The following is a 20,118-nucleotide window of genomic DNA, read 5'->3' on the forward strand; positions in this document are numbered from 1 at the left end:
GTGATTCATATAAGCGACAAATCCGGTCCAATTGGTGAGATATACGCCACCCGACAGGTGGAATAGGGCTAAGCTATCTGCAGATCAGCGCGCACGGGCGATAGCCGCCAGAGACGTAACTGTGTCCGGACACGTGCAGTTGCCGGCGCGACTGAAGATAGATCAACGTTTCGATGGTGAACGGCTGGGACGTACCGCAGCGGGCACCGAACTGTGCCCGGACGGGACTGACCATTCCACCCGCCGTCAGCACAGAGAGGGGCCCGGTTTTCGTGCCACATTTGGAAGAGCAAGAACTGTCATGGACCAGCTTGGACCAGCGTGCGGTGGACACTGTCCGCGTTCTCGCTGCGGACGCCGTGGAGAAGGTCGGTAACGGCCACCCGGGGACCGCGATGAGTCTGGCTCCGGCCGCGTACCTGCTGTTCCAGAAGCTGATGCGGCACGACCCGAAGAACCCGGACTGGCTGGGACGGGACCGTTTCGTCCTCTCCCCCGGCCACACCTCCCTGACCCTGTACATCCAGCTGTTCCTCTCCGGCTACGGCCTGGAGCTGAAGGACCTGCAGGCGCTGCGGACCTGGGGCTCGCTGACCCCGGGCCACCCGGAATACAAGCACACCGCCGGCGTCGAGATCACCACCGGCCCGCTGGGCCAGGGCCTCGCGTCCGCGGTCGGTTTCGCGTACTCCCAGCGCCGGATGCGCGGCCTCTTCGACGCCGACGCCGCCGAGGGCGCCAGCCCGTTCGACCACACGATCTGGGTGATCGCGTCCGACGGCGACCTGCAGGAAGGTGTCACCTCCGAGGCGTCCTCGCTGGCCGGGCACCAGGAACTCGGCAGCCTCGTGGTGATCTACGACGAGAACCACATCTCCATTGAGGACGACACCGATGTGGCGTTCACCGAGGACGTCCTGAAGCGTTACGAGGCCTACGGCTGGCACGTCCAGCGCGTCGACTGGACCCGGACCGGCGAATACGTCGAGGACGTGCAGGAACTCCACGCCGCGCTGCTCGCCGCGAAGTCCGAGACCTCCAAGCCGTCCATCATCTCGCTGCGCACCATCATCGGCTACCCGGCCCCCAAGAAGCAGAACACCGGCAAGATCCACGGCTCCGCCCTGGGCGCCGAGGAAGTCGCAGGCCTGAAAAAGGTCCTCGGCTTCGATCCGGAGCGTTCCTTCCAGGTCGACGACGACGTCCTCGCCCACACCCGGAAAGCTGCCGACCGCGGCGCCGCGGCCCGCAACGCATGGCAGGACGCGTTCGAGGCCTGGCAGGCCGGCAACCCCGAGGGCGCCGCGCTCCTGGAGCGCATCGAGGCCCGCAAGCTTCCGGCCGAACTCGACGCGGCCCTCCCGGTCTTCGAAGCAGGCAAGGACGTCTCCACCCGCGCCGCGTCCGGCAAGGTCCTGAACGCGATCGGCCCGGTCATGCCGGAACTGTGGGGCGGCTCCGCGGACCTCGCGGAGTCGAACAACACCACAATCGAAGGCTCGCCCTCGTTCATCCCCTCCTCCCGGCAGACCGAGGCGTGGAAGGGCAACCCCTACGGCCGGGTCCTGCACTTCGGCATCCGCGAGCACGCCGCCGCGTCGATCGTGAACGGCATTTCCCTGCACGGGCGCACCCGGGCGTTCTCGGGCACCTTCCTGATCTTCAGCGACTACCAGCGCCCGGCGATCCGGCTCGGTGCCCTGATGGGCGTCCCGTCGCTCTACGTCTGGACCCACGACTCGATCGGCCTGGGCGAAGACGGACCCACCCACCAGCCGGTGGAGCAGCTCGCCTCGCTCCGGGCCATCCCGGGCCTGGACGTCGTCCGCCCGGGAGATGCGAACGAGGTCGCAGCGGCCTGGAAGATCATGCTGGAAAACCACGGGAACCCCGCCGGGATCGTGTTGACCCGGCAGAACATCCCGACCTACGCCCGCGGCACCGGCGAAGCGGAGGGCGACACCTTCGGCTCCACCGCCGGCGTCGCCAAGGGCGGCTACGTGCTGGCCGAAGCTTCCGCCAACGGCGCCACCGCGGCGCCGAAGGTCATCCTGATCGGCACCGGCTCCGAGGTCCAGCTCGCTGTCAATGCCCGCGAAGCCCTCCAGGCCGAAGGCATCCCCACCCGCGTCGTCTCCATGCCCTGCGTGGAATGGTTCAACCAGCAGGACGCCGCGTACCGTGAAGCGGTCCTGCCCGCTGCAGTCAAGGCACGCGTCTCGGTCGAAGCCGGACTCGCGCTGGGCTGGAAGGAATTCGTCGGCGACGCCGGCCGTTCCATCTCCCTCGAGCACTTCGGCGCCTCCGCCGACTACAAGCGCCTCTTCCAGGAATTCGGCATCACTGCCGAAGCCGTCACCGCGGCCGCCAGGGATTCCCTGGCCGGCCTCACCGCCTGATTCAAAACCACGCTTTCCGGGCCGCAGCAATCCGGCCCCAGACTTTCAGGAGTTAAACATGACTACCAGCCCCAGCTCCACCCCCACCCAGCAGCTCTCCGACGCCGGCGTCTCCATCTGGCTCGACGACCTCTCCCGCAGTCGCCTCGCCACCGGCAGCCTGCGCCAGCTCATCGAAGAGAAGAACGTCGTCGGGGTCACCACGAACCCGAGCATCTTCCACGCCGCCATCACCACCGGCCACGACTACGACGCCGTCATCGCCGCCCAGGCGGCAGCCGGCGCCAGCGTCGAGGAGACCGTCTTCGCGATCACCACGACCGACGTCGCCGACGCCTGTGACCTCTTCGCACCGGTGGCCGCCGCCACCAAGGGCGTCGACGGCCGCGTCTCCATCGAGGTGGATCCCCGCCTGGCCTGGGACACCGCCGGCACCATCGTTGAGGCCAAGGAGCTCTACGGCCAGGTCAACAAGGAAAACGTCTTCATCAAGATCCCCGCCACGCTCGAAGGCCTGGAGGCCATCACGGCAACCCTCGCGGCCGGCATCAGCGTGAACGTGACCTTGATCTTCTCCCTCGAGCGCTACCGCGCCGTCATCAACGCCTTCCAGAGCGGCCTCGAGCAGGCCAAGGAGAACGGCCACGACCTCTCCAAGATCCACTCCGTGGCATCCTTCTTCGTCTCCCGAGTGGACACCGAAATCGACAAGCGCCTCGACGCGATCGGCACCGACGAAGCGCGCGCCCTGAAGGGCAAGGCCGGCGTGGCCAACGCCCGCCTTGCCTACCAGGTCTACGAGGAACTCTTCTCCACCGAACGCTGGGCGCTCCTGGCCGACGCCGGCGCCCTCCCCCAGCGCCCGCTGTGGGCCTCCACCGGCGTGAAGGACCCGGCCTACCCGGACACCCTCTACGTCACGGAGCTCGTCGCTCCCGGCGTCGTGAACACCATGCCGGAGAAGACGCTCAACGCCACCTTCGACCACGGCGTGGTTACCGGAGACACCGTCACCGGCACCTACCAGGAAGCGAACGCGACACTCGACGCCCTGGAAGCGCTCGGCGTCTCCTACAACGAGGTTGTCGCGTTGCTCGAGTCCGAAGGCCTCGACAAGTTCGTGGCCAGCTGGAAGGAACTGCTTGGCGACGTCGAGGCGGCCCTGGCCGCTGCACGGAAAGACGCATAGTCCACCATGACGACTCTCAGCTACGACGCCACGGGCGCTGCCCGTCAGGCCCACGAACAGCACCTCCCGGCCCTGCTGGAAGACAAGATCGCCACCCGGATCTTCGCCAAGGACGCCACCCTGTGGGGTCCCGACGCCGAGGCCGAGGCTTCCGTCCGGCTCGGCTGGGTTGAGGCGGCCACCGTCTCGCAGCCGCTCGTCGCGGACATCCTTGCGCTCCGCGACGCGCTCCGCGCCGAGGGCGTCAGCCGGATCGTGCTGTGCGGCATGGGCGGTTCCTCGTTGGCCCCCGAGGTCATCGCCGGGACCGCCGGCGTCGAGCTGACCGTGCTGGACAGCACCGATCCCGAACAGGTTTCGGCCGCCCTGGCGGACCGTTTGGGCGAAACCGCGATCGTGGTGTCCTCGAAGTCCGGCTCCACCCTGGAAACAGACTCGCAGCGCCGGATTTTCGAACACGCCTTCACCGAGGCCGGCATCGACGCCAAGAGCCGGATCATCATCGTCACCGATCCCGGATCCCCGCTGGACAAATCCGCCCGCGAGGCCGGCTACCGCGCCGTCTTCAATGCGGATCCGAACGTCGGCGGACGCTACTCGGCCCTCACCGCGTTCGGACTGGTGCCCTGCGGCCTGGCCGGCGTGGACATCCAGGCATTCCTGGACGAGGCCGAGGAAGCCGCGGAAGTCCTGAACGATGACTCGGAGGAGAACATGGGCCTCGCCCTCGCCGCGGCGCTGGGCGGCACCAACCCGCTGCGCAACAAGATCGTCATCGCCGAGGACGGTTCCGGGATCGCTGGTTTCGCCGACTGGGCCGAACAGCTCATCGCCGAATCCACCGGCAAGCTCGGCACCGGCGTGCTGCCGGTCGTGGCAGGACCGAAGTCGCCCGAGGCCACCCTCGGTGCCCCGGATGTCCTGGTGATCCGCCTTGTTGCGGTGGATGCCGACGTCGAACTCGGCGAAAATGAAGTGGCCATCGCGGGCGGGCTCCCGACCCAGATGATGGCCTGGGAATTCGCCACCGCCGTGGCAGGCCGCCTGCTCGGCATCAACCCCTTTGACCAGCCCGACGTCGAAACCGCGAAGGTGGCTGCCCGCGGCCTCCTGGATGCCCAGCCGGAACCGACGCCGGCCAGCTTCACCGACGGTGCCATCGAGGTCCGCGGCGGGGAATGGCTTGGCGGTGCCGGCACGGCGGCCGAAGCGGTCAGCGCGCTGCTCGACGAGCTTGGCCCGGACGGCTACTTGAGCGTCCAGGCCTACTTCGACCGGCTCGCCTACGCGCCTCTCGAGGGTGTCCGGGACCAGCTGGCGGCGCTCAGCGGCCGTCCCGTCACTTTCGGCTGGGGCCCGCGGTTCCTGCACTCCACCGGCCAGTTCCACAAGGGCGGACCCGCCATCGGTGTGTTCCTCCAGGTGACGGCGGCGTCCGCCACCGACCTCGCCATCCCGGACCGTCCCTTCACCTTCGGTGAGCTGATCTCCGCGCAGGCCGCCGGGGACGCCCAGGTCCTGTCCGGACACGGCCGCCCGGTCCTGCGCCTCCACCTCACGGACCGCGCCGCGGGCGTCCGGCAGCTGCAGGACCTGGTTTCGGCCCTGGCCGGCCAGGCAGCCCCCTCCACCAAAAGCTAAGGCACCCACACAACCATGCCAGAAACAATGACCGACGGCCGGAGGTCCACGGGCCGGGGGCGCAACCCGCTCCGGGACCCGCGGGACCGCCGGCTGAACCGTATTGCCGGACCGTCGTCGCTGGTCCTTTTCGGTGTCACGGGGGACCTCGCCCGCAAGAAGCTCATGCCGGCCGTGTACGATCTGGCCAACCGCGGGCTGCTCCCGCCGAGCTTCGCCCTCGTCGGCTTCGCCCGGCGCCAGTGGGACAACGAGGACTTCGCTGCGGAGGTCAAGGCCGCGGTCAAGGCCTACGCCCGGACGCCGTTCGATGAGATCGTGTGGAAGCAGCTCTCCGAGGGGATCCGCTTCGTGCAGGGCGAGTTCGACGACGACGAGGCGTTCGAGCGGCTCAGCGCCACGATCGATGAGCTGGATGAGCAGCGCGGCACGCGGGGAAACCATGCGTTCTACCTGTCGATTCCGCCCAAAGCTTTCGAACTGGTCTGCCGGCAGCTGTCCAAGCACGGCCTGGCCGAGGCCGAGGGTGACAACTGGCGCCGCGTCGTGATCGAGAAGCCGTTCGGGCATGACCTCGAATCGGCCCGGCAGCTGAACGACATCGTCGAGTCGGTCTTTCCGCCGGACGCGGTCTTCCGGATCGACCACTACCTGGGCAAGGAGACGGTGCAGAACATCCTGGCGCTGCGCTTCGCCAACCAGCTGTTCGAGCCGCTGTGGAACGCCAACTACGTGGACCACGTCCAGATCACCATGGCCGAGGACATCGGCACCGGCGGCCGGGCAGGCTACTACGACGGCGTCGGCGCGGCCCGTGACGTCATCCAGAACCACCTGCTGCAGCTGCTGGCCCTGACCGCGATGGAGGAGCCGATCTCCTTCAACGCCGACGACCTCCGCGCCGAGAAGGAAAAGGTCCTCGCCGCAGTCCGGCTGCCGGAGGACCTCTCCACGCACTCGGCCCGCGGGCAGTTCACCGGCGGCTGGCAGGGCGGCGAGAAGGTCGTCGGCTACCTGGCGGAGGACGGGATCCCGGAAGACTCCAAGACGGAGACCTTCGCCGCGATCCGGGTGGACATCAACACCCGCCGCTGGTCCGGCGTGCCGTTCTACCTGCGGGCCGGCAAGCGGCTGGGGCGCCGGGTGACCGAGATCGCCGTCGTGCTCAAGCGGGCCCCGAACCTGCTGTTCACCGACCACGGCGAGGACGACTTCGGCCAGAACGCCGTCGTGATCCGGGTCCAGCCGGACGAGGGCGCCACCATCCGCTTCGGTTCCAAGGTCCCCGGCACACAGATGGAAGTCCGCGACGTCACGATGGACTTCGGCTACGGCCACTCCTTCACGGAATCCAGCCCGGAGGCCTACGAGCGGCTCATCCTCGATGTGCTGCTCGGTGAACCGCCGCTGTTCCCCCGGCACCAGGAAGTCGAGCTGTCCTGGAAGATCCTGGACCCGTTCGAGGACTACTGGGCCAGCCTCGATGAACAGCCCGAGCCCTACGCGCCCGGAAGCTGGGGCCCCGCCTCGGCCGATGAGCTGCTTGCCCGCGACGGACGAACCTGGAGAAGGCCATGATCGTAGATCTTCCCGACACCACCACCTCCAAGATCTCCAAGAAGATCATGGCCTTGCGCGAGCAGGGCGGCGTGATTGCCCTGGGCCGCGTGCTCACCCTCGTGGTCGTCACCAAGTCCGGGCTGGAGGAGGAGGCGATCGAGGCCGCCAACGAGGCCAGCCGGGAGCACCCCTGCCGGATCATCGTGCTGGCGGACGCCGGGGCCTCCGCGCCGACGAGGCTTGATGCGCAGATCCGGGTCGGCGGCGACGCGGGCGCCTCCGAGGTGATCCTGCTCCGCGGCTACGGCGAACTCGCCGAGGAAAGCGAGTCGCTCGTGGCGGCCCTGCTGCTGCCGGACGCGCCGATTGTGGCCTGGTGGCCGCACGGTGCCCCGAAGAACGCCTGCGAGACGTCCATCGGGCGGATCGCGCACCGCCGGATCACGGACTCGGCCAACGAGGCCGATCCGCAGCGTGCCCTGGACAACATCCGCCGGACCTACAAGGCCGGCGACACGGACCTTGCCTGGACCCGCCTCACCAACTGGCGGATCCAGCTGGCCGCGGTGCTGGACCAGGTCGACGATTCCCCCGTGACGGCTGTCGCCGTCGAGGGTGCCTCGGACTCCCCCAGCACCATCCTGCTCGCCGCGTGGCTTACCCTCGCGCTGGACGCACCGGTCACGATCGTGGCGGATCCTGCAGGCACCGGCATCCGGCGGGTCCGGCTGACCCGGACCGGCGGCGATGTCCAGTTATTCCGGCCCGGCCTCACCATCGCCGAACTGACCCAGCCCGGCCAGCCCGCGCAGCGCATCTCGCTGCCGCGCCGGAACCTCAAGGACTGCCTGGCCGAAGAGCTCCGCCGCCTCGATCCGGACGAAGTATTCGGCGAAGTGATTACTATTGGACTGCCACGTACCAATCTAAGGAGTGTCCGTCCCAGTGAGCGCTGACCCCAGAGTAAGCATCCATCCCGACTCGACCGTCCTGATGGCTGCGATCGCGGCCCGCCTGATCACCAAGCTTGTGGATATCCAGGACAAACACGGCGAGGCGACGGTGGTGCTTACCGGGGGCTCGATGGGGATCGGTTCACTCAAGGCTGTCGCGGAGTCGCCCGCGGCCCCGGCCGTCGACTGGTCCAAGGTCAATTTCTGGTGGGGTGACGAACGCTTCGTCGCCGCCGACGACGCCGAGCGCAACGCGCGCCAGGCGCATGAGGCGCTGCTCTCGCACATTCCGGTGGACCCGGCCCGGGTGCACGTTCCGGGCGCCGCGGGGGACTTCGGCACCCCCGAGGAGGCCGCTGAAGACTACGCCCGGCGGCTGGCCGAGGCGGCGGCGGCCGAACATGCCGCCGACATGTCGGATGAGCGCCCGGACGACCCCCGCATGCTCCCCCGCTTCGACGTCGTCCTGCTCGGTGTGGGGCCTGATGCCCATGTGGCGTCGCTGTTCCCGGAGCAGGCAGGCATCCGTGAGAAGGAGCTCTCGGTGGTGGGGGTGCGCAATTCGCCCAAGCCGCCGCCGGCCAGGGTTTCCCTCACCTTGCCGGCGATCAATACGGCCTCGGAGGTGTGGATGGTGGTGGCGGGCGAGGACAAGGCCGGAGCCGTGGGACTGGCACTCGCCGGCGCCAACCCGGTCCAGGTTCCGGCGGCCGGCCCCCGGGGACGCGAGAAGACTCTGTGGCTGATCGACGAAAACGCGGCGGCCCGGGTCCCGGAGCAGCTAATCCGGAAGGGCCTGTCCGGCTCGTAGCCTCTCGAGCGCTCCGGCCAGCACGTCTTCGGCGTCCTGGCTGGAGCGCCGTTCCTTAACGTATTCCAAGTGGCTTTTGAAGCCTTCGACTGGGGTGTCCTCGAGCGCGAACTGCGCCTCGTCCCGGGTCGACGTGCCGCCGCAGCGGCGGCAGTCCCAGACCCCGGGGATCTGGTCTTCGGGAAGCTGGGCGAACACCAGGGCGGTCTCGTGTCCCTTGGCGCACACATAGGAGACGCGGATACGGGGCTGGCGTACGCCAGCCCCGTCCAGTGGCTCGTGGCGGGGTGTGGCCCCTTCGGTGGCTCCTACACGGATGCCCTTGAATCCGGAAGCAGAATGCAGCATCGGGAACTCCTGGCTACTGGACTGTTGGAACGTGCATACAACCAGCGACAGTGTAGTTCGGAGTTCCCGATGCCGGGAGGGCCATAAGGGCCCCATATGAAGATTTTCCGCGGAGTCCTAGGAGTCGGCTCCGGTGCTGAACCGCATCAACAGCCCGAGGGCGATGATCACGACGCCCCAGGTGACACCCAGGATGATCGTGAAGCGGTTGAGGTTCCGCTCGGCAACGCCGGAGGAGCTGAGTCCCGAGCTCATGCCGCCACCGAACATGTCGGACAGACCGCCTCCACGTCCCTTATGGAGCAGGATGAGCAAGGTCAGCAGGAGGCTGGTGATGCCCAGAAGCACCTGCAGAATGACATGAAGAACGTCCACGACGGCCTTTCAGAAGAATTGGATTGCGGGGGCCAAACCTGTGTCCGGACTAATCCGTCAGCAGGTGACTCTCGAACCTCACAATATTAGCAAACTCGGCAGCATCCAGGCTGGCACCGCCGACAAGCAATCCGTCCACGTCGCGTTCCTTGAGGATGGACGCCGCGTTGTTGGCCTTGACCGAGCCGCCGTAGAGCAGCCGGGCCTTGGCGGCGACGTCCGCACCGAAGAGGGTGGACAGCTCGGCCCGGATGGCGGCGCACAATTCCTGGGCATCCCCGGGTCCGGCGACCTCGCCGGTTCCGATGGCCCAGACCGGCTCATAGGCGACCACGAGCTCGGCGGCCTGCTCCGGCGTGAGGCCTTCGACGCCGGCGCGGAGCTGGGTGAGGCTGTGCTCGACGTGGGTGCCCGCCTGCCGGACTTCGAGGCCTTCGCCGACGCAGAGCACGGGCGTGAGGCCGTGGCGGAAGGCGGCCTTGGTCTTGGCGTTGAGCAGCTCATCGGACTCGTGGTGGTGGGTGCGGCGTTCGCTGTGGCCGACGAGGACGTACTGGCAGCCGAGCTTGGCGAGGAACTGCCCGGAGATGTCTCCGGTGTACGCGCCGGAGTCGGACGGGGAGAGATCCTGGCCGCCGTAGACAAGCTCCAGCTCATCGCCCTGGACGAGGGTCTGGACGCCGCGGAGGTCCGTGAACGGCGGGAAGACGGCAACCTCCACCCGGCTGTAGTCGTGCTTGGCGTCGGACAAGGTCCAGGCCAGCTTCTGCAGGAGGGTGATGCCCTGGACATGGTCCATGTTCATCTTCCAGTTGCCGGCGATGAGGGGCGTGCGGTCAAACGTGCCGTTGGTTGACGTTGTCACATGGTCTCCAAAGAGGTGCGGATCGAAAGAGGCGGATCGAAAGAATCAGTCAGGGAAGCAGCCGGCAGCGCGCCCGAATAGTTGCGGACCCGCGTTGTGCGGGACGGGCGCGCCGCCGGCTGGATTGCTTAGCGGTCCAGGACGGTCAGTCCGGGGAGTTCCTTGCCTTCAAGGTATTCCAGGCTGGCGCCGCCACCGGTGGAAATGTGGCCGAACTGGTCATCGGCGAAGCCGAGGGTCCGGACTGCCGCGGCGGAGTCGCCGCCGCCGACGACCGTGAACGCCTCCGTCTCCGTCAGCGACCGGGCAATCGCCCGGGTGCCGGCCGCGAACGCCGGGAACTCGAAGACGCCCATCGGACCGTTCCAGAACACCGTCCTGGCGCCCTTGATCCGTTCCGCGAAGGCGGCTGCCGACTCGGGTCCGATGTCCAGGCCGATGCCCTGGGCGCCGAAGCTGCTGTCCTCGATCGCCTCCGCGCGGACCGTCTCGTGCTCGGCGTCGGCGGCGAACTTGCTGGCCACCACAACGTCGGTGGGGACCACGAAATCGGTTCCGGCGTCCGCGGCGCGCTTGAGGTAGTCCTGGACGACCGGGATCTGGTCCTCTTCCAGCAGGCTGCCGGCCACCTTGTGGCCCGCCGCGGCGAGGAAGGTGAACAGCATGCCGCCGCCGACCAGGATGGTGTCCGCCTTGCCGATCAGGTTGTCGATCACGGCGAGCTTGTCCGAGACCTTGGAGCCGCCGAGCACCACCACGTAGGGGCGCTGGGTGTCGGTGGTGAGCTTGCGAAGCACCTCGACCTCCGTGCGGACCAGGTCGCCCTGGTAGGACGGGAGCCGGGCCGCGACGTCGTACACGCTGGCATGCTTGCGGTGCACGGCGCCGAAGGCATCGTCCACGAAGGCGCCACTGGCTCCGGTGAGGGCCACCAGCTCGTCCGCGAAGGCGCCGCGCCCGGCGTCGTCCTTGGACGTTTCGCGGGCGTCGAAGCGCACGTTCTCCAGCACGAGGGCTTCGCCGTCCTGCAGCGCCGCGGCGAGTTCCTTCGCCGAGCCGCCGACCGTGTCTTGCGCGAGGGAGACCTTGAACGAGGCAAGCTCGGCCAGGCGCGACACGGCGGGCTTCAGCGAGTACTTCTCTTCCGGGGCGCCCTTGGGGCGGCCGAGGTGTGCCGTGACCAGCACGCGGGCACCGGCGTCCGTGAGCTTCTCCAGCACTGGCAGGGAGGCCTTGATGCGGCCGTCGTCAGTCACTGTAGAGCCGTCGAGCGGCACGTTCAGGTCACTTCTGACCAGAACGTACCGCCCGCGGACACCATCAGCGATCAGTTCGTTGAGGGTGTGGAATGTCATGTGTCTTACCCTAGCCCAGCTTGGCTGCGACAAGCTCCGTGAGGTCCACGAGGCGGTTCGAGTAGCCCCATTCGTTGTCATACCAGGCAACAACCTTGACCTGGTTGCCGATCACCTTGGTCAGGCCGGAGTCGAAGATCGACGACGCCGGGTCGCCGACGATGTCCGAGGAGACGATCGGCTCGTCGGTGTAGGTCAGCAGGCCCTGGAGCGCCTCGGATTCGGAAGCGGCCTTGAGGGCGGCGTTGACTTCCGCGACCGTGGTTTCGCGGGACACGGTGACTGTCAGGTCCGTGGCCGAACCGGTCGGGACCGGGACTCGGATGGCGTAGCCGTCGAGTTTGCCCTTGAGCTCCGGCAGGACCAGGCCGATTGCCTTGGCCGCACCCGTCGAGGTGGGGACCATGTTGATGGCGGCGGCGCGGGCGCGGCGGAGGTCCTTGTGCGGGCCGTCCTGCAGGTTCTGGTCGGCGGTGTAGGCGTGGATGGTGGTCATCAGGCCGCGTTCGATGCCGAACGAGTCGTTGATGACCTTGGCCAGCGGGCCGAGGCAGTTGGTGGTGCAGGACGCGTTGGAGATGATGTGGTGCGCTGCCGGGTCGTAGAGCTCGTGGTTGACGCCCATCACGATCGTGATGTCCTCATCCGAGGCGGGAGCGGAGATCAGGACCTTCCTGGCGCCGGCGTCGATGTGCTTCTGCGCGTCCGAGGCCTTGGTGAAGAAGCCGGTGGACTCGATGACGATGTCGACGCCCAGCTCGCCCCAGGGCAGCTTCGCCGGATCGCGCTCGGCGAGGACCTTGATGATGTTGCCGTCGACGACGATGTTGCCGTCCTTGACCTCGATGGTCTCCTGCAGGCGCCCGCCGACGGAGTCGTACTTGAGCAGGTGGGCGAGGGCTTCCGGGCTGGTGAGGTCGTTGACGGCAACGATCTCCAGGTCTGCCCCCTGGGCCAGGGCGGCGCGGAAGTAGTTGCGGCCGATGCGGCCGAAGCCGTTGATACCAATACGGGTGGTCACGTTTTCAGTCTCCTTGGTGCTTTTGCAAGCACGACTAGTTGAGTCGGGCGTTCAAGCCAACTAACAGATCCCGCACGCCATTGGGCAGAGATGATTACCAGATCGGAGGGCGACCAGCCACATTGCTGAAGGCTAACCGCCTTCCGTGACCTATCTTACGTTTAACTAAGCCTGCCCCCGCAAGTGCGGGGGCAGGCCGTCCACGATTCGGCCCCAACGGCGCGAAATGTGAGCTTTGTTACAAACGGATGTGCACTACAACACCCTTAGAGGGTAATGAGCCCGGTGGCGTTCCTGCGGGCCGCATCGAAGCGCTTGGCGACGTCGGCCCAGTTGACGATGTTCCAGAAGGCCTTGACATAGTCGGCCTTGACGTTGACGTAGTCCAGGTAGAAGGCGTGCTCCCACATGTCCAGCATCAGCAGCGGGGTGGTGCCCAGCGCGACGTTGCCCTGCTGGTCGTAGAGCTGCTCGATCACGAGGTTGCCGCCGATCGGCTCGTAGGCGAGGAAACCCCAGCCGGAGCCCTGCAGGCCAAGGGCCGCCGCGCTGAACTGGGCGCGGAAGGCGTCAAAGGAGCCGAACGCGTCGTCGATGGCGGCCGCGAGCTCGCCCTCGGGCTTGTCGCCGCCGTCGGGTGAGAGGTTGTTCCAGAACACGGAGTGGTTGATGTGGCCGCCGGTGTGGAAGGCGAGGTCCTTGGACAGCCGGTTGATGTTGGCGAAGTCGCCCTTCTCGCGCGCTTCGGCGAGCTGGGCCAGGGCGTTGTTGGCGCCCGTCACGTAGGCGGCATGGTGCTTGCTGTGGTGCAGCTCCATGATCCTCGCGGAAATGTGGGGCTCCAGCGCTGCATAGTCATAGCTGAGTTCGGGCAGTACGTACTCGGTCACAAAAATCCTCCAATGTCGTGGACGGGTTGTCCGGTTCGGTAACTCTCGGATGGTGCACCCGGATGGTATGGCACCCGGACGGTTGTGGTGAATCCGGAATCCGGTGCGCATAACCTCCGGCGTCGCTGAGGTATTTCCACCGTCTGGATCTGATTCGGCAATTGTTTCTGGGGAGAGGCTACTCGTCCAGCATGTCCGGAGTCACATTGGCCTCCGTACCGGGGATGCCAAGGTCCTGGGCCCGTTTGTCCGCCATGGCCAGGAGCCGCCGGATCCGGCCGGCCATGGCGTCCTTCGTCATCACGGGATCGGCAATCCTGCCGAGCTCGTCCAGGCTGGCCTGTTTGTGCGCCACGCGCAGTTCGCCCGCGTACTTGAGATGCTCCGGGACGTCGTCGCCAAGGATCTCCAGGGCACGGTCCACGCGGGCTCCCGCGGCCACGGCGGCCTGCGCCGAGCGGCGCAAGTTGGCGTCGTCGAAGTTGGCCAGCCTGTTGGCGGTGGCCCGGACTTCCTTGCGCATCCGGCGTTCCTCCCAGACCATCAGGGCGTCGTGCGCGCCCATCCGGGTCAGCAGCGCGGCGATGGTGTCGCCGTCGCGGATCACGACGCGGTCCACTCCCCTGACCTCGCGGGCCTTGGCCTGGATGCCGAGGCGGCGCGCCGCGCCGACGAGGGCCAGTGCCGATTCCGGTCCGGGGCAGGTGACCTCCATGGCGGAGGAGCGTCCGGGTTCGGTGAGGGAACCATGGACGAGGAACGCCCCGCGCCACACTGCCTCGGCGTCGGAGGCGGAACCGTTCACCACCACCGAGGGGAGGCCGCGGACCGGGCGTCCGCGGGCGTCAAGGAGGCCGGTCTGGCGGGCCAGGGCCTCGCCGTCGCGCACCACCCGGACCACGTAGCGGCTGCCGCGGCGCAGTCCCCCGCCGGAGACGACGATGATTTCACTCTGATGCCCGTAGACCTCGGCGATGGCCGCGCGCAGCCGCCGGGCGGTTGAGGCGAGGTCGACTTCAGCCTCGATCACGATCCGGCCGGAGATGATGTGCAGTCCGCCGGCGAAGCGGAGCATAGCCGACACTTCAGCCTTACGGACCGAGGACTTCTTGATGTCCAGCCGGGAAAGTTCTTCCTTGACTGATGCTGTCAGTGCCATGGCACCTTTCCTAACTGTTCCCGAAAATGTCGTGGTACGCCGTTGCCAGACGCAGCGGGTCGTGGATCGGCCGGCGGCTCGACGCCCCCACTTTACCCAACACCACCTCGGCACCCAGCATCCCGGCCGCCCGTTCGAACGCGCGGAGGTCCGGGACCGACGCCGGATCGGCCAGGACGACGTCGATCGTGAACTCCGGGGCGTACTGGCGCAGCACGCGCAGGTGGTCGGCGGCGGTCATCCCCAGGGTTTCCTTGGTGTCCGTGGCCAGGTTCATGGTGAGGCAGCGGCGGGCCGCGGTGTCGCACAGCGCTTCCCGCATTTCCGGCAGCAGCAGGTGCGGCAGCACCGAGGTGTACCAGGACCCCGGGCCCAGGATCACCCAGTCCGCCAGTTCAATGGCGGTGAGGGCCTCGATGCAGGCCGGGGCGTCCTCGGGCAGCAGGCGGACCCGCTCCAGCGACCCGGCCACAGCGCATTTCGCCTGCCCGGTGAGGGTCTGCAACACCGAGGTGCCGTCCGGCGCGGTGACGCGGACCTGGCCTTCGATGGTGAGCGGCACGCTCGACATCGGCAGGACCTCGCCGCGGGCGCCCAGCAGGGCACCCGCCCACTTGAGGCCGGCCACCGTATCGCCGAGGAGCTCCCAGAGAGTCACGATCAGCAGGTTGCCCATGGCGTGTTCGTCGAGCGAACCGCCGCGGCCCTTGCCCGGCACGAAGCGGTGCTGCATGACGTCACGCCAGGTGCGGCCCCAGTCGGTGTCGTCGCACAGCGCCGACAGTGCCATCCGGAGGTCTCCGGGCGGGAGGACGCCGTACTCCTCGCGCAGCCGCCCCGAGGAGCCGCCGTCGTCCGCCACTGTGACGATGGCGGTCAGTTCGGAGGTGAGCAGGCGCAGGGCGGACAGCGAAGCGGACAGGCCATGGCCGCCGCCGAGGGCCACCACAGAGGGGCCCTTGTCCTGCTGGCTGGCGAAGGCGGCGCTGGCCGGCGGGACGAGCGGCAGGGGCCCGGTGAGCAGCGCCATTATTCTCGGCCCAGGTCCCGGTGCGTCGTGGTCACGGTGACGCGCGGATACTGCGCGAGCCGGCGGGAGAGCTCGACGGCGACCGCGACCGAGCGGTGCTTCCCGCCGGTGCAGCCGATGGCGATCGTTGCGTAGTGCTTGTTCTCTCGCCGGTAGCCGTCCAGGACCGGTTCCAGGGCCAGGACGTAGCGCTCGACGAAGCTGCTGACCCCCTGGGCCTCGAGCACGTAGTCGCTCACGTCCTGATCCAGGCCGGTGTGCGGGCGCAGCGCCGGGACCCAGTGCGGGTTGGGGATGAAGCGGGCATCCGCGACGAAGTTGGCGTCCACGGGAAGGCCGTACTTGAAACCGAAGCTCATGACGTTCAGGCGCAGCGCGACGGGGCCGGTTTCGCTGAACAGCTCCGTGATCGCGGTGGCCAGTCCGTGCACGTTCAGGGCCGAGGTGTCCAGCACGATGTCCGAGGAGGTCCGGAGCTCGTGCAGCAGCTCGCGTTCGGCGGCGATCCCGTCGAGGATCCTGCCGCCGCCCTGCAGCGGGTGCGGCCGCCGGCCCTGTTCGAAACGGCGCACCAGGACGTCGTCGTTCGCGTCGAGGAAGAGTACGCGGAAGGTGACGCCGCTGGCCTCAAGGTTGCGGAGGGCGGCGCGGATGTCCGCGAAGAGATCCTTGCTGCGGACATCCATCACGACGGCGAGCTTGGAAATGGAGCCGGGCGCATGGGAGACGAGTTCGGCCAGGGTGCCGAGCATCTGCGGGGGAAGGTTCTCCACGACGTACCAGCCGTGGTCCTCCAGCGCGTCCGATGCTGTGCTCCGGCCTGCACCCGACATCCCGGTCACCACGAGCAGTTCCGCCTCGACGGGTTTGACCGGCGTCATGCCGTCCGTCTCCGTGCCGGATCCTGCCGTTGACTCTGCCATCTGTGAAGCCCCGTTCTGCTGCGCAGTTCTTTGTTGTCACGTCTGTTGTCACGTCCCTGCGGCGTTCGCTGCAACCGAATGTGCCGTTTCCCAAGTCCTTACCCTAGCTAAGTTTGCCGGGGCTAGCTAAGTTTCGAGGATTTCCCCCGTTGTCATATTGATGGCGGGTACGGTGGCGGCCTCGGACCCGTCCTCCGGGTTGAAGTGCCGCACGATCGCCGCGGCCAGGGACGGCCCGATCCCCTTTGCGACCGTGAGTTCATCCGCCGTCGCCGCCTTGATGCTCTTGACCGAGCCGAACTGCGCCAGAAGCACCTTGCGCTTGGAGTCGCCGAGGCCGGGCACTCCGTCGAGCGCGGACACGGTCATGGCCTTGCCGCGTTTCTGCCGGTGGAAGGAGATCGCGAAGCGGTGTGCCTCGTCGCGGACGCGCTGCAGCAGGTACAGCCCGGCCGAGGCGCGCGGCAGGATCACGGGGAAGTCGCTGTCCGGCAGCCAGACCTCTTCGAGCCGCTTCGCCAGGCCGACGACGTACACGTCCTCGACCCCAAGTTCGGCCAGCGCTCGGGCCGCCGCGTTGACCTGGGGCTGGCCGCCGTCGACCACCACGAGGTTCGGCGGGTAGGCGAACTTGGTCCGCGGCGCCGGTGTCGTGGTGTCCGCAAGCGCGACCGCCACGGCAGCCTCCAGGGCGGCCTGGTGGCCCGGCTGGTGGCCCGTCATCCGGGCCGCCTCCGCCTGATCGGCCTTCTCCTGGAGATAATGCCGGAACCGCCGGGTCAGCACGTCATGCATGGCAGCCGTGTCGTCATTCGCGGCGGCGCCGGTGACGGAGAACTTCCGGTAGTCGGATTTCTTCGGCAGACCGTCCTCGACCACCACCATGGAACCGACCACATTGGTGCCCTGGACGTGCGAGATGTCGAAGCATTCGATCCGCATCAGCGCCACGGGCAGGTCCAGGGCCTCCTGCAGCTCCTGGAGTGCCTGGGACCTCATGGTCAGGTCGCCGGCGCGCCGGGACTTGTGGAGCTTCAGTGCGTGTTCGGCGTTCTCCCGGACGGTGGACATGAGGGCGGCTTTGTCGCCGCGCTGCGGGACGCGGACGTCCACCCTCGCCCCGCGCAGTCCGCTGAGCCACTCCGCGAGCTGCGCGGCGTTGCTGGGTTCCGCCGGGACCAGGACCTCGCGGGGCAGCCGGCCCTGGCTGCCGGCTTCGTCCCCGTACACCTGCTGGAGGAGATGCTCGACCAGGTCCGGGGTGGTGGAGTCCTCGACCTTTTCCACGACCCAGCCGCGCTGGCCGCGGATCCGGCCGCCGCGGACATGGAACACCTGCACGGCGGCTTCGAGCTCGTCCTCGTGCAGGGCGAAGATGTCGGCGTCCGTGCCCTCCGCCAGCACCACGGCGTTGCGCTCGAAGACCTTCTTGAGTGCCACGATGTCGTCCCGGAGGCGGGCGGCACGCTCGTAGTCCAGTTCGGCGACGGCGGCGGCCATTTCCTTTTCCAGCCTCGCGACGAAGGGTTTGGCTTCGCCGCCCATGAAGGTGCAGAGGTCCTCGGCCAGGGCGCGGTGGTCCTCGGCCGAGATGCGGCCCACACAGGGGGCCGCGCACTTGTCGATGTAGCCGAGCAGGCACGGCCTGCCGCTGGCCTCGGCCCGCTTCAAGACACCGGGGCTGCAGCTGCGGACGGGGAAGACGCGCAGCAGGGTGTCCAGGGTGTCCCGGATGGCCCCGGCGGTGAACGGGCCAAAGTAACGGGTGCCTTTCTTGCGTTCGCCGCGCAGCACCTGGACGCGGGGGTACTTCTCCCCCATGGTGACCGCGAGGTACGGGTAGCTCTTGTCATCCCGGAACATGACGTTGAAACGCGGCGTGAATTCCTTGATCCACGTGTATTCCAGCTGGAGGGATTCGAGCTCGCTCCCGACGACGGTCCATTCGACGCTGCTGGCCGCGTGGACCATCGCATGCGTCTTCGGCAGCAGTCCGGCGGGGTTGGCAAAGTAGGAATTCAGCCGGGAACGGAGGTTCTTGGCTTTGCCGACGTAGATGACCCGGCCGTGCGGGTCGCGGAAGCGGTACACGCCCGGATTGCTCGGGATCTCACCCGTCTGGGGTCGGTAACTCGCTGGATCTGCCACACTTCAAGTCTACTGAGGCACCGGGGGTGCCGGGGACGGCGGCTACTCCGCGACTTTGCTCTGGTTGTAGCTCGTGGAGCGCTCCTGGCCGCTGAGCTCCGCAATCGCGTCCATGATGCGGTCCGTGACCTGGCGGCGTGCCGGCAGCGAATGGTCCGGTCCGGTCTTATCGAAGTAGAGCGGCTCGCCGACCTTCATGGTGAAGTGCTGCGGCTTGACGGATTTGCTGTCCGCCGGCTGCAGGTTCTCGGTGCCGATCAGGCCGACCGGGACCACCGGGGCGCCTGTGGTCAGGGCGAGCCAGCCGACGCCGGTGCGGCCGCGGTACAGGAGGCCGTCACGGGAGCGGGTCCCTTCGGGGTAGATGCCGATGCCCTTGCCCTCGTCCAGGATCGCCAGCAGCGTCTTGAGCGCCTGCACGCTGGCGGCCTGCTCGCCGCGCTCAACCGGGATCGAGCCCACGGCCTCGAAGAAGGACTTCATGACCTTGCCCTTGACACCGCCGGTGGTGAAGTACTCGGCCTTGGCGAAGAACGCCACGGGGCGCGGCATGAGGGCCTGGACAATCACGCTGTCCAGGAACGAGAGGTGGTTCGGCGCCACGATGAACGGGCCCTCCCTGGGCACGTTGTCAAGTCCGATGACCGTGGGCCGGCAGGTCGAGGTGACAAGTCCCCGCGTGGTCCAGCGGATTGCATCAAACATTGCCATCGGTGGGCACCTCGTTCAGGGCTTCAGTCATCAGGGCGGCGGCGCGAACGGAGTCCAGCTTGCTAATGGTGTCATGCAGCGCTGACGTGCTGTGCACAATCTCGACGGCGCCCGCCTCGCGCAGTTCGCCGTCGAGCGCAAAGCCCCAGGCGACGCCGATGCAGTCCAGGCCGTTGGCGGCGGCGCCGGCCACGTCCTGGGCCCGGTCCCCCACCATGACCGCGTATGGCGTGCGGAGCTCGGCCAGGGCGGCGGCAACGATGCCGGCCTTCCCGGACGGTCCGGTGGCGGCGCCTGCCTCGTCGGCGGCCGAGCCGCGGATGACGTGGAAGAGGGCCGCGATGCCGTGGTGCTCCAGGACGATGCGGGCCAGGTGCTCGGGCTTCTGGGTGGCGACGGCGATCGGCCGCCCGGCGTCGACAAAGGAGTCCAGCAGGGCCCGGATGCCGGGGTAGAGCCGGCTCCGGGCGATCCCGGTGGAAAGGTAGTGTGCCCGGTAGATCCGGATGGCCTCTTCCAGTTGCTCCGGCGGGACGCCCGCGATGTCCACGAGCGAGTGGCTGAGTTTCGGGCCGATCATCGCGTCCAGCCGGGCCTTGCCGGGGACGGCGATTCCGAGTTCCGTGAGGGCCGCCGCGATTCCGTCCGATATCCCCCCGGCGGGATCGACAAGAGTGCCGTCAAGGTCAAAGATCACGGGCACTGTTGAATGGGTCACCGGCCTAGTTTCTCACGAGTGC

At 67.8% G+C, this 20,118-nt stretch carries 18 protein-coding genes; 6 read left to right on the top strand and 12 right to left on the bottom strand.

The features are described 5' to 3' along the window. Positions 1 to 281 precede the first annotated feature (281 nt). The 6 genes from tkt to pgl are packed head-to-tail and all read left to right on the top strand — an operon-like array spanning position 282 to position 8,553. Entirely contained in the window at positions 282 to 2,399 is a 2,118-nt protein-coding gene (gene tkt, locus ACQCSU_RS01960; protein ID WP_426979911.1) for a transketolase, read from the top strand. A 58-nt stretch (positions 2,400 to 2,457) separates the two neighbouring features. Beyond that, positions 2,458 to 3,588, top strand: a complete 1,131-nt coding sequence (tal, locus tag ACQCSU_RS01965; RefSeq protein WP_426977953.1) for a transaldolase — start codon at positions 2,458 to 2,460, stop codon at positions 3,586 to 3,588. Between the two features lie 6 nt (positions 3,589 to 3,594). Next, a complete protein-coding gene (locus tag ACQCSU_RS01970) occupies positions 3,595 to 5,229 on the top strand; it encodes a glucose-6-phosphate isomerase (RefSeq protein WP_426977955.1) in 1,635 nt (544 codons plus the stop codon). Between the two features lie 15 nt (positions 5,230 to 5,244). Next, entirely contained in the window at positions 5,245 to 6,807 is a 1,563-nt protein-coding gene (zwf, locus tag ACQCSU_RS01975) for a glucose-6-phosphate dehydrogenase (RefSeq protein WP_426977956.1), read from the top strand. Beyond that, complete coding sequence (locus ACQCSU_RS01980) at positions 6,804 to 7,745, top strand: glucose-6-phosphate dehydrogenase assembly protein OpcA (protein WP_426977958.1); 942 nt, start codon at positions 6,804 to 6,806, stop codon at positions 7,743 to 7,745. The genes zwf and ACQCSU_RS01980 overlap by 4 nt, the downstream gene beginning before the upstream one ends. 37 nt (positions 7,746 to 7,782) lie before the next feature. Beyond that, positions 7,783 to 8,553 carry a 6-phosphogluconolactonase gene (gene pgl / locus ACQCSU_RS01985; RefSeq protein ID WP_426979912.1) on the top strand — a complete coding sequence of 257 codons (771 nt, stop codon included), beginning with the start codon at positions 7,783 to 7,785 and terminating at the stop codon, positions 8,551 to 8,553. Here pgl and ACQCSU_RS01990 read toward each other — a convergent pair. The 12 genes from ACQCSU_RS01990 to ACQCSU_RS02045 all read right to left on the bottom strand — a co-directional run bounded on the left by ACQCSU_RS01990 (position 8,524) and on the right by ACQCSU_RS02045 (position 20,096). Beyond that, on the bottom strand, positions 8,524 to 8,901 hold the full coding sequence (locus tag ACQCSU_RS01990) for an RNA polymerase-binding protein RbpA (RefSeq protein ID WP_426977960.1): 378 nt from the start codon (positions 8,899 to 8,901) through the stop codon (positions 8,524 to 8,526). The genes pgl and ACQCSU_RS01990 overlap by 30 nt on opposite strands. A gap of 117 nt (positions 8,902 to 9,018) precedes the next feature. Then, complete coding sequence (secG, locus tag ACQCSU_RS01995; RefSeq protein WP_120950437.1) at positions 9,019 to 9,276, bottom strand: preprotein translocase subunit SecG; 258 nt, start codon at positions 9,274 to 9,276, stop codon at positions 9,019 to 9,021. A gap of 49 nt (positions 9,277 to 9,325) precedes the next feature. After that, positions 9,326 to 10,141: a triose-phosphate isomerase gene (gene tpiA / locus ACQCSU_RS02000; RefSeq protein WP_426977962.1), complete on the bottom strand. Its 816-nt coding sequence runs from the start codon at positions 10,139 to 10,141 to the stop codon at positions 9,326 to 9,328. A 128-nt stretch (positions 10,142 to 10,269) separates the two neighbouring features. After that, the gene (locus ACQCSU_RS02005; RefSeq protein ID WP_426977964.1) at positions 10,270 to 11,496 is read right to left on the bottom strand and encodes a phosphoglycerate kinase; all 1,227 of its coding nucleotides are present in this window, start codon (positions 11,494 to 11,496) and stop codon (positions 10,270 to 10,272) included. Between the two features lie 10 nt (positions 11,497 to 11,506). Beyond that, positions 11,507 to 12,517, bottom strand: a complete 1,011-nt coding sequence (gene gap, locus ACQCSU_RS02010; protein ID WP_426977966.1) for a type I glyceraldehyde-3-phosphate dehydrogenase — start codon at positions 12,515 to 12,517, stop codon at positions 11,507 to 11,509. Positions 12,518 to 12,783: 266 nt separating this feature from the next. Then, on the bottom strand, positions 12,784 to 13,407 hold the full coding sequence (locus tag ACQCSU_RS02015; RefSeq protein ID WP_426977968.1) for a superoxide dismutase: 624 nt from the start codon (positions 13,405 to 13,407) through the stop codon (positions 12,784 to 12,786). A 178-nt stretch (positions 13,408 to 13,585) separates the two neighbouring features. Further along, a complete protein-coding gene (whiA, locus tag ACQCSU_RS02020) occupies positions 13,586 to 14,566 on the bottom strand; it encodes a DNA-binding protein WhiA (RefSeq protein ID WP_426977970.1) in 981 nt (326 codons plus the stop codon). A gap of 10 nt (positions 14,567 to 14,576) precedes the next feature. Next, the gene (locus tag ACQCSU_RS02025; RefSeq protein WP_426977972.1) at positions 14,577 to 15,596 is read right to left on the bottom strand and encodes a gluconeogenesis factor YvcK family protein; all 1,020 of its coding nucleotides are present in this window, start codon (positions 15,594 to 15,596) and stop codon (positions 14,577 to 14,579) included. Further along, on the bottom strand, positions 15,596 to 16,519 hold the full coding sequence (gene rapZ, locus ACQCSU_RS02030) for an RNase adapter RapZ (protein ID WP_426977974.1): 924 nt from the start codon (positions 16,517 to 16,519) through the stop codon (positions 15,596 to 15,598). The genes ACQCSU_RS02025 and rapZ overlap by 1 nt, the downstream gene beginning before the upstream one ends. Positions 16,520 to 16,645: 126 nt before the next feature. Continuing rightward, positions 16,646 to 18,667: an excinuclease ABC subunit UvrC gene (gene uvrC, locus ACQCSU_RS02035; protein WP_426977976.1), complete on the bottom strand. Its 2,022-nt coding sequence runs from the start codon at positions 18,665 to 18,667 to the stop codon at positions 16,646 to 16,648. Positions 18,668 to 18,709: 42 nt separating this feature from the next. Continuing rightward, entirely contained in the window at positions 18,710 to 19,378 is a 669-nt protein-coding gene (locus tag ACQCSU_RS02040) for a lysophospholipid acyltransferase family protein (RefSeq protein ID WP_426977978.1), read from the bottom strand. After that, positions 19,365 to 20,096 (bottom strand): HAD hydrolase-like protein, encoded by a 732-nt coding sequence (locus tag ACQCSU_RS02045; RefSeq protein ID WP_426977980.1) that lies wholly within the window; start codon positions 20,094 to 20,096, stop codon positions 19,365 to 19,367. The genes ACQCSU_RS02040 and ACQCSU_RS02045 overlap by 14 nt, the downstream gene beginning before the upstream one ends. Positions 20,097 to 20,118 lie beyond the last annotated feature (22 nt).

Source organism: Pseudarthrobacter sp. O4 (genome assembly GCF_050157025.1).
Taxonomy (GTDB): Bacteria; Actinomycetota; Actinomycetes; order Actinomycetales; family Micrococcaceae; genus Arthrobacter.